Raw genomic sequence first — 13,261 nt, 5'->3', positions numbered from 1 at the left:
GGGCCCGCCCCCGCGCAAGCCCGCCGCCACCGGCCCGACACCGTCGCCGGGCCGGCCGAAGTGTTCGAAGGAGTGGGTCGCTTGTCCGCCCGCATCAGTGTCATCGTGCTCACCCACGGCGCCGGGGAGGACCTCGGCGACACCCTGGAGTCGATCGCGGCCCAGACGTTCCGGGACCTGGAGGTCCTGGTCGTGGACGACGGCACCGGCACTGCCGCGCGGGCGGAGCTGCCCGACGACCGGTTCCGGCTCGTCCGGCAGGGCGCGCCGAGCCGCGGCGCGGCCCGCAACCTGGGGGTCGCCGAGAGCGGCGGCGAGTTCCTGCTGTTCGCCGACGGCGGCGACCCGCTGCCGCCGGAGGCGCTGGCCACGCTGGCCACCGCGCTGGAGGCGTCCGGGTCGGAGCTGGCGACGGGTCCCGATGCGACCCGCAAGTGGACGGGCCAGGTGTCGCAGTGGAAGGCGCGCGGCGACAACGCGCCCCCCGCGACGGGCACCGACCTGCACCGCACCCCCGACCTGCTGCGCAACCGCAAGATCGCCGGGACGCTGCTGCGCCGTTCCTTCTGGGACGGGCACGGGCTGGAGTTCCCCGACCTCGGCCGCTACGACGACCTGCCGGTCATGATGCGCATCCTGCACCTGGCGAAGACCATCGACGTGGTGCCGGACGTCGTCCTGCACCGCCGGTCGCGGCGCTACGTGCCGACTACCGAGATGCAGGAGATCGCGGACGGTTTCGGCGCGGCGAACCTCGCGACGACGTGGGTCGCCGAGCGCGGCGACGTCAAGGAGCTGCGGCGGCTGCAACTCGCCCTCGTCACGACTGAGCTGAAGACGTTCCTGGACGCCATGCCCGACCTGTCCGGCGAGGAGCGGGAGCAGGTCGTCGCGCAGGCGGCGGCGTACGCGAAGGGCGTCTCGCCGAAGGTGTTCGGCGAGTCCCCCGCGCTGACCCGGCTGAAGTGGCACCTCGCCGAGTCGGGCCACACGATGGAGCTGGTGAAGGTCGTCCGGTACGAGCGCGGCAAGTCGTCGCCGTCGATCGTCCGCGACCCGGTGCGCCGCTACGTCGTCTACCCGTACTGGAAGGACGCGAAGCTCGACGTCCCGCGCGAGGTGTACCGGGCACGCGACGAGGTCAAGATGCGCGGCCGGGTGCACGCGGTGCGCTGGGACGGCGACCGGCTGGTCGTCACCGGCGAGGCCTACATCAACTCGGTCAGCTCGCGCCGCCGCTGGACGTCGATCAAGACGGTGACGCTGCGCAGCGGCGGCCGGAAGATCGTCACGAAGGCGCGGCAGACGCCGAAGCCGGGCAAGTCGTCCGGCGGCTGGACCGGGTTCGAGTTCTCGCTCGACGCCGGGAAGCTGAAGGACCACGGCGCGTGGGCGGACGGCACCTGGGAGGTGCACGCCTCGGTGCTGAACGCGGGCGTGTTCCGGCAGGGCGTGATGCGCGGCGGCGGCTCGGGCACGGGCGCGCACCCGCCGTACCGGTACGTGGCCGACGACGTGCGCGTCGTCCCCAAGGTCGTGGACGGCCACTTCGTCGTGCAGGTGGAACGCGTCAAGGAGCGGGCGACGGCGCTGCGCTGGGACGACGACGCGCTGCTCATCGAGGTCGAGTCGGCCGGCGAGCCGCCCGCCGAGCTGGTGCTGACGCTCGGCGACTCCCGCGTCCCCGTCCCGGTCACGGCAGGGAAAGGCGGCTGGACGGCGCGCGTCGACCCGGCCGCGCTCGATGTGGACATCGACCCCGAATCGATCGACGACACCCGTGACTGGACGCTGTCGGCGGACGGCCGGCCGCTCGTCCTCGCCGAGGGCGTGGCGGAGGCGCGCCGCACGTTCGGCGCCCTTGAGGTGAGCGCGGGGCACGGCCACGGCGGTTACGTGCGGGTGCGGCGGTCGACGATCCGGCTGTCGGTGGACGATTGCGAACTGCGTCCCGACGGCACGCTGGCGCTGACCGCGACGCATCCGGCGCACGAGTCCGGGCAGATCGTGGTGCGCAGCCGCGGCCGCCGCAAGGAGTACGCGTTCGACCTCGTCCCGGACGAGTCGGGCAAGCTGCGGGCCGAGGTGCCGGTCGCGGCCGTGCCGGGCGTCGCGGGGATCCTGCCGCTGCGTCCGGGCCGCTGGGACGTGCTGTTCCGCCCGCCGGGCGAGCGGGCGCTGACCGTCCGGCTGACCGCCGCCGCGCAGCAGGGCCTGCCGGGGCCGGTCGAGGTGGCGCGGCGCGGCTACGAGATGGAGACCAAGGACGGCAGGCTCGTCGTCGCCGTCACCGGGGACGTGACCGGCGAGGAGAAGAGCGCCGGCGCCAAGTACCGGGAGGAGGCGCGGCGCACCGTCGCCCGCGACGGGCTGCGCGACACCGTGCTGTTCTCCTGCTTCAACGGGCGGCAGTACTCCGACAGCCCGAAGGCGATCCACGAGGAGCTGATCCGGCGCGGGTCCGACTTGGAGCAGCTGTGGGTCGTCAACGACGCGCAGGTCGAGCTGCCGGACACGCTGCAGGGCGTCCGGCTGAACGGCAAGGAGTGGCAGGAGGCGGTGACGACGTCCCGCTACATCGTCACCAACCACCGGCTCGGCGACTGGTTCCAGCGGCACCCCGACCAGGTCGTCCTGCAGACCTGGCACGGCACCCCGCTGAAGAAGATCGGCCGGGACGTGAAGGAGGTCCACTTCGCGTACGCGCCGGGGATGAAGTCCGCGCTGCAGAGCAAGGAGAAGAAGCCGGAGGGGCCGGCCGTCCCCGAGTGGAGCCACCTGCTGTCGCCGAACCCGTTCAGCACCGAGATCTTCCGCCGCGCGTTCGCGTTCAAGGGCGAGATGCTGGAGGTCGGGTACCCGCGCAACGACCTGCTGCACAGCCCGGACGCCGACGTCGTGGCCCGGTCGGTGCGGGCGCGGCTCGGCATCCCGGAGGGCAAGCGGGTCGTGCTGTACGCGCCGACGTGGCGCGACGACCAGTACTACAGCCGCGGCCGGTACAAGCACGACATGCGCCTCGACCTGGAGCGGGCCCGCGCCGCGCTCGGCGACGACCACGTGCTGCTCGTCCGGCTGCACAGCAACGTGGTGGACGGCGTCCCGGAGGACCCGGCGGGCTTCGTCCGCGACGTGTCGCTGTACCCGGACATCACCGAGCTGTACCTGATCTCCGACATGATGATCAGCGACTACTCGTCGGTGATGTTCGACTACGCGAACACGGGCCGCCCGATGCTGTTCTTCACCTACGACCTGGCCGACTACCGGGACCGGCTCCGCGGCTTCTACTTCGACTTCGAGGCCGAGGCGCCGGGGCCGCTGGTGGAGACGTCCGACGACCTGATCGACGCGATCCGCGACGTCGACGCCGCGACCGCCGGGCACAAGGAGCGCTACGACGCGTTCGTCGACCGCTTCTGCCCGCTGGACGACGGGCAGGCCGCGGCCCGGACCGCCGACCGCGTCTTCGGGCCGGCGGACTGACCGGCCGTTGCCACAGGTGAACGGGGATCATCGGCGCGTTGGTAGGCTACGCGCCGTCATCGGCGACCTCGGAGGCTGCGGACTGTGGACGCGGTAGCGAACCATTGCAGGGTGGACGCGGACGACCGCCTGCGCATCCGGTGGGCCGCCCCCATGCCGGACGGGCGGCAGGTCGTGCTGCGGCACCGCAAGTCCGGGGAGACGCGTGCGGAGCCGATCACGGGTGACCGCTGCTCCGTGGAACTGGACGCCGGTGACCTTTCGCCCGGCAAGTGGACGGTGGCCGTCGAGGCGGACGGCGCGGAGAGCCCGCTGCTGACCGACGACCCCGGCTTCTCGCTGGACGGCCTGCGCACCTACGCCGACCTGCCCCGCGACCGTGCCGTCCGGGTGGTGCGGGCGGCGGACGGGCGCGTCTCGCTCGCCGTCCGGAACGTCGCCCCGCACGCCGAGGTCGAGGCCGTCCACCCGCGCGACGGCGAGATCAAGATCGTCGGACGGCTCGCGTACGCGGGCCCGCGCCCCGGGGAGAGCGCGCGGCTGGTCGCGGCCGCGCGGGACGGCGACGCCACGGTCAGCCAGGACGTCCGGCTCGACGGCACCGGGTTCCACGGCTGCCTGGCGGTCGACGCGTTCGCCGCGGCGGAGCCCGCCCTCTGGGACCTGTGGCTCGACGTGGGCGACGTCCACGCCCGCCTCGCCACCAAGCTGGACGACGCGCCCGGCAAGCGCGGCAAGCTGTCCTACCCGCGGCAGGTCGCCGCGCACGACGGCCGGGAGATCGCCGTGCGCCCCTACTACACGGACCGGGACCAGCTGGCGATCTCGGCCTCCCCCGTCGAGGACGCCCCGTGAAGATCACCTTCCTCCTGCTGGAGGCGTTCTCCATCGACGGCACCGTCCGGTGCACGTTCACGCTCGCGGACGAGTTGTCCCGGCGGCACGAGGTCGAGATCGTGAGCGTCCTGCAGGACGCGGACCGCCCCGTCCTGCCGCTGTCGGACCGCGTCCGGCTGCGCTCACTGGTCGACCTGCGGCCGGACGCCAAGGTCCCGTGGCCGCACACCGGACGCGCCGAGCGGCTGATGCCGGAGCCGTCCGCGCTGATCCCCGAGCAGGAGCGCAGCTTCAACAAGTTCAGCGCCTGGACGGACGACCGGATCAGCCGGTTCCTGCGCCGCCCGCGCACCGACGTGCTGGTCACGACCCGCGCCGGCCTCAACCTGCTGGCGGCCCGGCTCGCGCCCCGCCGGGTCGTGGTCGTCGGGCAGGAGCACCTGCAGCTCGGCATCAACGAGCCGGAGATGATCAACGAGTTCCGGGAGTGGTACCCGCGGCTCGACGCGCTGACGACCCTCACCACCGCCGACGGCGCGGACTACGAGGAGCTGCTGCCGGGCTCGTGCCCGGTCTACACGATCGGGAACGGGCTGCCGCCGCGGCTGTACCCGCGCTCCCGGCAGGAGAACAAGGTCGTCGCCGCCGCCGGCCGGATGGTGTGGATCAAGGGCTACGACCTGCTCATCAACGCGTTCGCGCAGGTCGTGGAGAAGCATCCGGAGTGGCAGCTGCGGATCTACGGGCAGGGTCCGCGGCGCGAGCAGTTGCGCCGCCGGGTCACCCGGCTCGGGCTCTACAACAACGTCCTGCTGATGGACGCCACCGACGACATGGAGGGCGAGTTCGCCAAGGCGTCCGTCCTCGCGATGTCGTCGCGCGCCGAGCCGTTCGGCATGACGATCATCGAGGCGTTCGCGTGCGGGCTGCCGGTGGTCGGCTTCGACTGCCCGCAGGGCCCCCGCGAGATCATCACCGACGGCCATGACGGGCTGCTCGTCCCGCCCGAGGACCCGGACGCGTTCGCCGAGACGCTGATCAAGCTGATCGACGACGAGGAGCTGCGGCTGACGATGGCGGAGCGCGCCTACGCGTCGGCGGAGCGCTTCGACATCGCCGTCGTGGCCCAGCACTGGGAGAAGATGCTCACCGAACTCCGGACCGCGCCGCGGCGGAACCCGGGCCGCCGCTAGGCGCACCGGCCTCGGGCTCCTCTTCTTCGGCCGGAGCCGGTTCGGCGGCGGCCGGGCGGGGCCGCCGGGGCGGCGGGAGGAGCGCCAGGCCGAGGGCGAGGCAGGCGAACGGGACGGCGGGCACGACGTAGCGGTAGTCGAAGTCGGCGGTCGCGGCGGGAATCACCAGCAGCGCGAGGCTCATTCCCCAGGGGAGGAGCGCGCCCGTCCCCCAGTGCCGGACGGGGCCGAGCGGGCGCCACCGCCCCCGCGACCGGACGTACGGGAACGCTCCAGCGAGCCCGCCGAGCAGCAGGATGCCGAGGAACGTGCCCGGCATGGCGAGATGGTCCTGGTAGGCGAGGACCTGGTCGGCCCACGGCCGGACGACCCTGGTCTCTCCGTCCGTGCCGTACTTCTCCGCCAGGAGCGCCTGGCCATCGCTCCACTCCTCCCCTTCGGGGAAGTCGTACTGCAGCGACGTCCACGGGTTCGGGTAGGGCGTGCGGTCCCATTCGAACGCCATGAAGGTGTCGTGGACGACGATGTTCGCGTAGTCGCCGGGCTGCTTCCTGATCGCCGCCCACGCGAACTCGCCGGCGAGCCGGTCGGCCTCGTCGCCGGTGACCCAGCCGGGGATCTCGCGGAACGGGGAGTCCTTCGTCCACATCACGGCGAACGCGGGCGAGATGCGCGGGTCGGTCAGGTGCGGGCACATGATCTGCAGCTCGGGACGGGGCTTGATGACGTTGCAGTCGGCGAACGAGGCAGTACGCCCGTACAGCCAGATCGAGTTGGCCTTCGCCAGCTTGAACTGGCCGTACTCCGACTGGAACCAGAACATGTAGCCGACGACGGGCAGCGCGAACATCACCACCGCCGAGACGCACGCGCGCCAACCGGCCCGCCTCAGCAGCATCGCGACGACGATCACCGCGATCAGCGGCAGCCCCGCCGTCCTGGTCAGCGCGGCGAACGCCGCGAACGCGCCCGCCAGCGCGCCCAGCCACCACGTCGACCGGCGCCGCCACAGCGCCGCCGTGACCGCCGCGAGCAGCAGGAACGTGAACAGCGAGTCCGACATGAGCATGTGCTCAAGGGAGATCTGGTGGACGGGGATCAGCACCGGAACCGTCAGCGCCGCCGCCATCACGGCGGGCAGCCATACGCGCCACGCCCACCGTCCGGGCTCGTCCAGCGGCCATGCCGCCCGCCCCGCGCGCAGGACCAGGACGTACACCAGGACGCCCGTCAGCACCCCGATGGCGTGCTGCACCGACACCAGCACGGTGAAGCTGTGGAACGGTTCGATCAGCCAGAGCAGAAACGGGTATCCACTCGGACGCGTCTCACCCGGCCGCAACTGGAGGGCGGCCTCCAGATAACTCTTCGAGTCGCCGAACCACAACGGCGCCGGATAGCCCAGGACCGCGAGGACCCGGATCCAGATCGCCACCCCGAGAACCCCGGCGAACGGCACATGGGCGATGAGTCGGACGCGCACCCGGCCCACGCTACCCACGGGAATGATCACCATGTGCACCGGCCAGTCACGGATCAGCGACAATGCCGGTTCCCCGAACCGGTCAGCGATAGCATCGGAGCGCTCCTCACGCTGAAAGGGATGAACTGCATGGCGAACTTCACGCTCGATGACGTTCGGCAACGGACGTACAAGGCGCGTGACGCCTGGTGGACCGTCCTGCTGGTCGATCCGCTCGCGTCCAGGCTGGTCAAGTTCACGGCCAACCGGACGCGCGTGACCCCGAACCAGCTCACCGTCGGGGCCCTGGTCCTCGGCCTCGCCGCCGGTGCCTGCTTTGCCGTCGCGTCCTGGCCGTGGCTGCTCGCCGGCGCGCTGCTGTACCACCTGTCGTTCACGCTCGACTGCATGGACGGCAAGATCGCCCGTCTGAAGGGCAACGGTTCGGTCTTCGGCGCCTGGCTCGACTACATCTTCGACCGCGTCCGCGTCCTGGCCTGCGCGATCGCCCTGATGGCCGGCCAGTACGCCGCCACGGACAACGTCGCCTACATCTGGACGGCCGTAGCGGTCGTGTTCCTCGACATGCTCCGCTACATGGACGCGCTGGAGATCTACAAGGTCCGCAACCAGATGCGGACGACCCTGAATGCGGCCCGCGCCGAGGCGAAGGAACTGGAACTCGCCGCCCAGCGCGCGAACGGCCAGATCCCCGCCGAAGACGAGGACTTCCGCTCTGCCGAGGCCCTCACCGAGGACCCCGAGGCCGACATGGAGAACCGCGTCGTCGCCGACGACCCGACCATCGCGACTCTCCAGCAGGGCTTCAACCAGCGCTTCCCCTGGTACGCGCGGATCCGGAACGTCCTGATGGCGGGCCGCATCCGCCCGCACCTGGTCAGCGGCATCGAGTTCCAGATGGGCGTGTTCATCGTCGCGCCGATCGCCGCCGCGATCATCTCCGGCGCCATCATCCCCGTCGTCGCCGCCAGCGCCGCCGGCATGCTGGCCTTCGAACTCGTCATCATCTACAAGTTCTGGCTGTCCAGCCGCGACTACAGCCGCAGCCTCACCAAGCTCAACGCCAAGATCGAGTCCTACCGCGCCGAACTCCCCGCCGACAAAGGGGTAACGGTAGGCAGCGCCGGCTGACCCACGGCCGAAGGCCCCCGGCACCATGCCGGGGGCCTTCGCCTTTGTTCAGCGCTTGCGCGCGGTGGCGAGCAGGTACTCCCACTCCATGGCGAACCCAGACGTCCCGACGTCTTGGGTGCGGGCCAGCTCGACCAGCGCGGAGTCCAGCGCCGCGACCTTCTCCGCATCCTCGGCGATGCGCCGGTAGACGGCGATGGTCGGCCCGTAGCAGGCCTTGAAGTAGTCGCGGAACTCCTCAGGCTTCCCGAACCGCTCAACCCGCACCGCCCGCCGCTCGAACCGCACATCGCTGACGCGATCACCGAGCAGCCCCTGCACGTGCTCGGGCCGCCCCCACAGCGGCGGCGGCTGCGCCCCCTCCGGAGGCGGCGGCGCGTAGGGCTTCATCACGGTGAACATCTGCCCGATGAGGCCCTCCGGCGTCCAGCTGACCAGCCCGATCGTCCCGCCCGGCCGGCAGACCCGCAGCATCTCGTCCGCGGACACCTGGTGGTGCGGCGCGAACATGACCCCGACACACGACAGGACCGCGTCGAACTCCCCGTCCCCGAACGGCAGCGCCTCGACATCGGCCTCCCGCCACACCAGCTCGGCACCCCGCCTGGCCGCATCCTCCTCCCCGGCCCGGAGGAGTTCCGGCGTGAGATCACTGGCCACCACGTCCGCCCCTTCGAGCGCCGCCGCGATGGCCGCATTACCGGCCCCGGCCGCCACGTCCAGCACCCGCGGACCGCCCCGAACCCCCGCCGCCCGGACGAGCACGGCCCCCAGATCCGGAATCACCGCCGACGCCAGAGCCGGGTAATCACCCAACGCCCACATGGCCCTGTGAGCATCCTTCAGCGTGTCCCCCATGTCACTCTCCTCCCATTGTGGGATCCACGCTAAGAACCACGAGGCCGGGCTCCTAGTACAGGATCTGTACCGGCCTCTGGCCGCCTCGGGCGAACCGTCCTAGCCTGCGAAGTATGGGGGCTTCGTACTACCAGTTCTGTCCCGTCGCCAAGGCGATGGAGTTACTCGACGAGCGCTGGACGCTGTTGATCGTCCGCGAACTGCTCTCCGGGAGCGAGCACTTCAACGAGGTACGCCGGGGCGTCCCCCGCATGTCCCCGACGCTGCTCTCCAAGCGCCTGAACCAACTAGTCCGCGCGGGCGTCGCGGAGAAGAAGGACGACCGCTACGTCCTCACCCCCGCCGGCAAGGAACTGCGCCCAGTAGTGGACGCCCTCGCAGTATGGGGCGTCCGCTGGATAGGCGAGTTGGGCGACCAGGACCTGGACCCGAAACTCCTCCTCTGGGACATGCGCCGCAACATAACTCTGGACGCCATCCCCGACACCCGAACCGTGATCCTCTTCGTCTTCCCGGACGTCCAACCCCGCAACCGCCACTGGTGGCTCGTCATGAACGCCGGCGCCGCCGACGTCTGCGACACCGACCCGGGCTACGAGGTCTCCGTAACGGTGACCGCCGACCTCCGCCACATGGTCCGGATCTGGCGCGGCGACACCCCCTGGCAGGACGCCCTCCGCTCCGGAGCGATCGACATCCAGGGCCCCGAACCCCTCCGCCGCACCCTCCCGACCTGGTTCGCCCTCTCCCCCTTCGCCACCATCCCCCGCCCAACCGTTCACGACGCCGGTGGAGCACTTCAAGCAAGATGAATGGCAGATCATGACTGCATGGCTGTCATACAGATCCGGGACGTCCCCAATGAGACCGAGCGGACGCTGAAGGCGCGGGCCGACCAAGCGGGCAAGTCACTGGCGGCCTACCTTCGAGACCTCCTGAACGAGGAAGCCGCAACACGACGCTTGACGAGGTGATGACCAAGATCGCAGCCGACGAACCAGTGCCCTACGCCCCCGACTTCGTCCGCCAGACCATGCGCGAGGGGCGCCGGTGAACCTGGTCGTCGATGCCTCGATCATGTTCCACCCCAGGGATGAGTCGTGGTCACGTCCGCGAGGGCCTGCGGTCACTCTGTGCGGCGGACACGCCGTCATCAAAGTCTGACCAGACTCCACCCAGCACGGCGATAACGTCGATCACGGACGCCGCGCCGGGACTCAAGGAAGAGGAGCAGCGATGACCAATTTTCCCAAGTGGAGCGAGGTCCGCGCCGACGTCGTCGCGGCGGCCGGCGGCGAGGAAGCCGTCGCCGAGGCGCACAGGCGCAACCAGTCCTACATCGATGGCCACCGCAAGGCCCTAGGCCTGTCCCAAACAGCCGGGGGCGGGTCCTCATGCGGTGGCGAGGAGTTCCGTCTCCGCCGCGCCGGCGTCCCCCTCACCGACGGTGACCCGGAACCGCAGACCGAGGGCATGCCCGAGCCGGTTTAGCACGGCCAGGGTCGGGACTCCTCCACCGCCAGACTCGATGCGTGACACCGCGGGCTGACGCATCCCGGCGCGCCGAGCCAGTTCGGTCTGTGACATGCCCAGTTCAGTCCGCCGGGCGTAGATGGAACGGCCGAGGGCGAGCGCTAGGCGCGCCTCTTCGTAGGTGAGCCGATACTCGTCAGTGGCACGCTTGGCAGCCAGGCCAGGGTGGTCGCCAAGAAGAACATGCGGGCTGGTCCGCCGACTGCTCATGCCCCCTCCGGAAACTTCGTCTTCAGTTCAGCTGGTGCGGTCGAGAGCAACTCGATCGCTCGCCTTCGATAACTCGAGAGTGCGGCGTTACCCAGCGCCCACCTGAGCAGAGCCGGAGCGTTGGGCGAGCGATAAAACTGATCCTTGGCGTCGGTGGCGTCGGCGACTGCCGCCCACTCACGGAAGGCTTGGCCGGGGTCCGGGACCGACTCCACGAACGTCACATCTCCCTGGCGGGTGCACAGACGTATTCGTCCGTCCCTCGCGTAACCGAGGACGACTCCCCGCAGCCGATCCCCGACGTCCGGCCAGTCAGCTCGCCGCAGCGGCGGGTCGCCGATGTACGAGGAGTCGACGAATCCCCTCTGCCCGCTGCCCACCACCTCAATGAGCAGTCCGTAGTGCTGGTACCCCACCACCGTGCACTCGGTGAGTGTGTACCGGGGCAACTCCTCACTGCTCATCGCATCCCCCTCCCGGCAGAGTCCATCGTCTCTTGCCTGGGCGGCCTCGGGTTCCGTTCTGGCACTGGGTGGCCGGAGCTTAGGGCGGCCAGGTAGGGGGAGACACAGCGGGACGGCGGCGAAGAACATGCGTCGCCGAAGCCGACCGCAGCCACCTCGCCCACAGCGCCATGAAGGCACGCTGAGATCACACCGGACAGGCGTCGGACCGGGCGGGACGGGACGGTCAGCGGGCAGGGAACTGCTTGACCTGCTCGATCAGGTTGGCGAACTCGGCGAAGGACAGGGTGATGTGCCCCGCCTCCGGGTCCTTGCTGTCCCGCACCCCGACTCCAGCCCCTGGCGCAAGTCGTCCCAGCTCAACGCAGTGCTGATCATTCGCCCCGCCGCTGTGAGTGCTCTTCCGCCACTGGACGGCCATGGCTACCCCTCCGGGTGTTGCTTGACCTGCTCGATCAGACCGGCGAACTGGGCGAGCGACAAGATGAGGTGTCCCCCATCCGGGTCCTTGCTGTCCCGCACCCCGACCCCGGCACCCGGCACAAGACGCCCCAGCTCAACGCAGTGCTGGTCGTCCGCTCCGCCGCTGTGAGTACTCTTACGCCACTGGACGCTCATTCGTAACTCTCCAAGTACCGCTTGATGATCTCGCGCGAGTCCTCCAGGGAGGCCGCCTTCGCGCCGATACGATCGAACTTAACCGACAATTCACGTACCTCGCCAGGTGTTTCGATCAAGCGGCCACCGTTCTGGGCGCCCGAATAGGCGATGTCGCGGCTCTCCAGGCTGAGGATCTGGAGCGATCCGTCAACGCCCAGATGAGCCCCCGACTTGAACGGGACAATACGGAGGCTGACCTGCGGCAGGTCGGCCATAGCAAGCAGGTGCTCCAGTTGAGCCTTCTGCACCTCAGGGCCACCGACCTCCCTCGCCAGGACGCTCTCGTCGAGCGTGGCCCACATCTCGACGTCCGTTCCCCTGTCAAAGAAGGACTTCTTCCGAGCGACGCGTTCGGCCATCTCCGCCTCGAAGTCCTTCGGGGTGCCGGCCTGGACGTAGGCCCAGGCATACTCCTCGGTCTGGAGGGCGAGGGGGATGACCTGGCCGTGGTACGTCTTGATCAGGTTCGCCTCGTGCTCGTACTTGACGAGCTGCTTTCCCCAGTTGGGGTCGTGGGCCATTCGGGCAAACCAGAGCAAGAGCTGAAATAGCAGACCCGTCCCAAAGTGCCGGTCGAGGGCCCGAACGTGGTCGTCCTGCAGGCGCCGCCGACCCGCTTCAAAGTTGGATACAGTGCCCCGCGTTACTCCCATGATCTCCCCGCACTGGGTCAGCGATAGCCCCATCTTCTCCCGCCAAAATCGCAGGTAGAAGGCCAGGAAGTACCACATTGAGATCTTGGGATCGAGCGGCTCCCGGACGATCGGCATTTGCGTCCTCCCTGTATCCAACTTCGGCGGCTACAGGCAAAACATAGAACACTGCGGTGATCCTTGTCACAGGAAATCGGAATCTCGGACAAGGACAGGACGATGACGATGACGGCGACCGCAGAGCCGATCAAGGCCCTTATGGGCACGCCCTCCGCAGTGGGGCTGGCGCGCACTTTTGCGGAGGCGCAAATGCGCAAATGGGACTACTTGCACATTCTCGACAGCGCGCTTCTCATCGTCTCGGAAATCGTCACCAATGCCGCGCGTCAGACGCCGGACGAGGAGATCCGACTCCAGCTCAGCCGGGACGACTACGGGATCATCATCGCCGTCTGGGACGCCGACCACGCCCTCCCCGAGGCCAAGCCGATGGCCGAACTCACCCTCGACGACCTCGACCTGTCCGAGGAGGCGTTCGACGACAACGGCGGCTGGGGCCTGCACATCGTCCAGGCCCTGGCCGCCAAGTGCGGCGTCACCGCCGACCCGGCCGGCGGCAAGTGGGTCTGGGCCCGGATGCACCCGTAGCGGGCCCCGGCACCACCCCATGGACGGCTCCACGCGCATGTCCGCGCCGGGAGTCCAGGCATGCCCCTCGATGGGAGGTAGTACGAAGATGACCACTGATCACCT

16 protein-coding genes are annotated in these 13,261 nt (G+C 69.7%); 8 read left to right on the top strand and 8 right to left on the bottom strand.

Going from position 1 to position 13,261, the window contains the following annotated elements:
- Window positions 1-81 precede the first annotated feature (81 nt).
- The 3 genes from HUX53_RS18385 (at window position 82) to HUX53_RS42570 (ending at window position 5,516) form a co-directional block, all read left to right on the top strand.
- A complete protein-coding gene (locus HUX53_RS18385) occupies window positions 82-3,486 on the top strand; it encodes a CDP-glycerol glycerophosphotransferase family protein (protein ID WP_176404437.1) in 3,405 nt (1,134 codons plus the stop codon).
- 111 nt (window positions 3,487-3,597) lie between these two features.
- A complete protein-coding gene (locus tag HUX53_RS18380; RefSeq protein ID WP_176404436.1) occupies window positions 3,598-4,341 on the top strand; it encodes a hypothetical protein in 744 nt (247 codons plus the stop codon).
- The gene (locus tag HUX53_RS42570; RefSeq protein ID WP_176404435.1) at window positions 4,338-5,516 is read left to right on the top strand and encodes a glycosyltransferase family 4 protein; all 1,179 of its coding nucleotides are present in this window, start codon (window positions 4,338-4,340) and stop codon (window positions 5,514-5,516) included. The genes HUX53_RS18380 and HUX53_RS42570 overlap by 4 nt, the downstream gene beginning before the upstream one ends.
- On the opposite strand, the gene HUX53_RS18370 is transcribed toward HUX53_RS42570, so the two are convergent.
- Window positions 5,470-6,999 (bottom strand): hypothetical protein, encoded by a 1,530-nt coding sequence (locus tag HUX53_RS18370; protein ID WP_176404434.1) that lies wholly within the window; start codon window positions 6,997-6,999, stop codon window positions 5,470-5,472. The genes HUX53_RS42570 and HUX53_RS18370 overlap by 47 nt on opposite strands.
- Window positions 7,000-7,119: 120 nt before the next feature.
- Here HUX53_RS18370 and HUX53_RS18365 point away from each other — a divergent pair, with 120 nt between their 5' ends.
- Window positions 7,120-8,130, top strand: a complete 1,011-nt coding sequence (locus HUX53_RS18365; RefSeq protein WP_309237306.1) for a CDP-alcohol phosphatidyltransferase family protein — start codon at window positions 7,120-7,122, stop codon at window positions 8,128-8,130.
- A 48-nt stretch (window positions 8,131-8,178) separates the two neighbouring features.
- Here HUX53_RS18365 and HUX53_RS18360 read toward each other — a convergent pair whose 3' ends face one another.
- Window positions 8,179-8,988, bottom strand: coding sequence for a class I SAM-dependent methyltransferase (locus tag HUX53_RS18360; protein ID WP_176404432.1), 810 nt, complete (start codon window positions 8,986-8,988; stop codon window positions 8,179-8,181).
- A 52-nt stretch (window positions 8,989-9,040) separates the two neighbouring features.
- Entirely contained in the window at window positions 9,041-9,103 is a 63-nt protein-coding gene (locus HUX53_RS43060; protein WP_369009206.1) for a hypothetical protein, read from the bottom strand.
- On the opposite strand from HUX53_RS43060, the gene HUX53_RS18355 reads away from it, so the two are divergent.
- The 3 genes from HUX53_RS18355 (at window position 9,102) to HUX53_RS18345 (ending at window position 10,479) form a co-directional block, all read left to right on the top strand.
- The gene (locus HUX53_RS18355; protein ID WP_176404431.1) at window positions 9,102-9,800 is read left to right on the top strand and encodes a helix-turn-helix domain-containing protein; all 699 of its coding nucleotides are present in this window, start codon (window positions 9,102-9,104) and stop codon (window positions 9,798-9,800) included. The genes HUX53_RS43060 and HUX53_RS18355 overlap by 2 nt on opposite strands.
- Before the next feature lie 18 nt (window positions 9,801-9,818).
- On the top strand, window positions 9,819-9,962 hold the full coding sequence (locus HUX53_RS41280; protein WP_255205387.1) for a hypothetical protein: 144 nt from the start codon (window positions 9,819-9,821) through the stop codon (window positions 9,960-9,962).
- Window positions 9,963-10,224: 262 nt separating this feature from the next.
- Complete coding sequence (locus HUX53_RS18345) at window positions 10,225-10,479, top strand: hypothetical protein (RefSeq protein WP_176404411.1); 255 nt, start codon at window positions 10,225-10,227, stop codon at window positions 10,477-10,479.
- On the opposite strand, the gene HUX53_RS42565 is transcribed toward HUX53_RS18345, so the two are convergent.
- The 5 genes from HUX53_RS42565 to HUX53_RS18320 form a co-directional block, all read right to left on the bottom strand.
- Window positions 10,381-10,731: a helix-turn-helix domain-containing protein gene (locus HUX53_RS42565; protein WP_176404430.1), complete on the bottom strand. Its 351-nt coding sequence runs from the start codon at window positions 10,729-10,731 to the stop codon at window positions 10,381-10,383. The genes HUX53_RS18345 and HUX53_RS42565 overlap by 99 nt on opposite strands.
- A complete protein-coding gene (locus tag HUX53_RS18335) occupies window positions 10,728-11,195 on the bottom strand; it encodes a hypothetical protein (RefSeq protein WP_176404429.1) in 468 nt (155 codons plus the stop codon). Before HUX53_RS18335 ends, HUX53_RS42565 begins: the two co-directional genes overlap by 4 nt.
- Before the next feature lie 226 nt (window positions 11,196-11,421).
- Window positions 11,422-11,616 (bottom strand): DUF397 domain-containing protein, encoded by a 195-nt coding sequence (locus HUX53_RS18330; RefSeq protein ID WP_176404428.1) that lies wholly within the window; start codon window positions 11,614-11,616, stop codon window positions 11,422-11,424.
- Window positions 11,617-11,618: 2 nt separating this feature from the next.
- Window positions 11,619-11,813 carry a DUF397 domain-containing protein gene (locus tag HUX53_RS18325; protein ID WP_176404427.1) on the bottom strand — a complete coding sequence of 65 codons (195 nt, stop codon included), beginning with the start codon at window positions 11,811-11,813 and terminating at the stop codon, window positions 11,619-11,621.
- On the bottom strand, window positions 11,810-12,625 hold the full coding sequence (locus tag HUX53_RS18320; RefSeq protein WP_176404426.1) for a helix-turn-helix transcriptional regulator: 816 nt from the start codon (window positions 12,623-12,625) through the stop codon (window positions 11,810-11,812). The genes HUX53_RS18325 and HUX53_RS18320 overlap by 4 nt, the downstream gene beginning before the upstream one ends.
- Before the next feature lie 108 nt (window positions 12,626-12,733).
- Here HUX53_RS18320 and HUX53_RS18315 point away from each other — a divergent pair, with 108 nt between their 5' ends.
- Window positions 12,734-13,156, top strand: a complete 423-nt coding sequence (locus HUX53_RS18315; RefSeq protein ID WP_176404425.1) for an ATP-binding protein — start codon at window positions 12,734-12,736, stop codon at window positions 13,154-13,156.
- Window positions 13,157-13,261 lie beyond the last annotated feature (105 nt).

Source organism: Actinomadura sp. BRA 177 (assembly GCF_013372625.1).
Lineage (GTDB): Bacteria > Actinomycetota > Actinomycetes > Streptosporangiales > Streptosporangiaceae > Spirillospora.
Note: the sequence above shows the minus strand (reverse complement) of the source record. Positions and strands in the feature narration are given on the sequence as shown.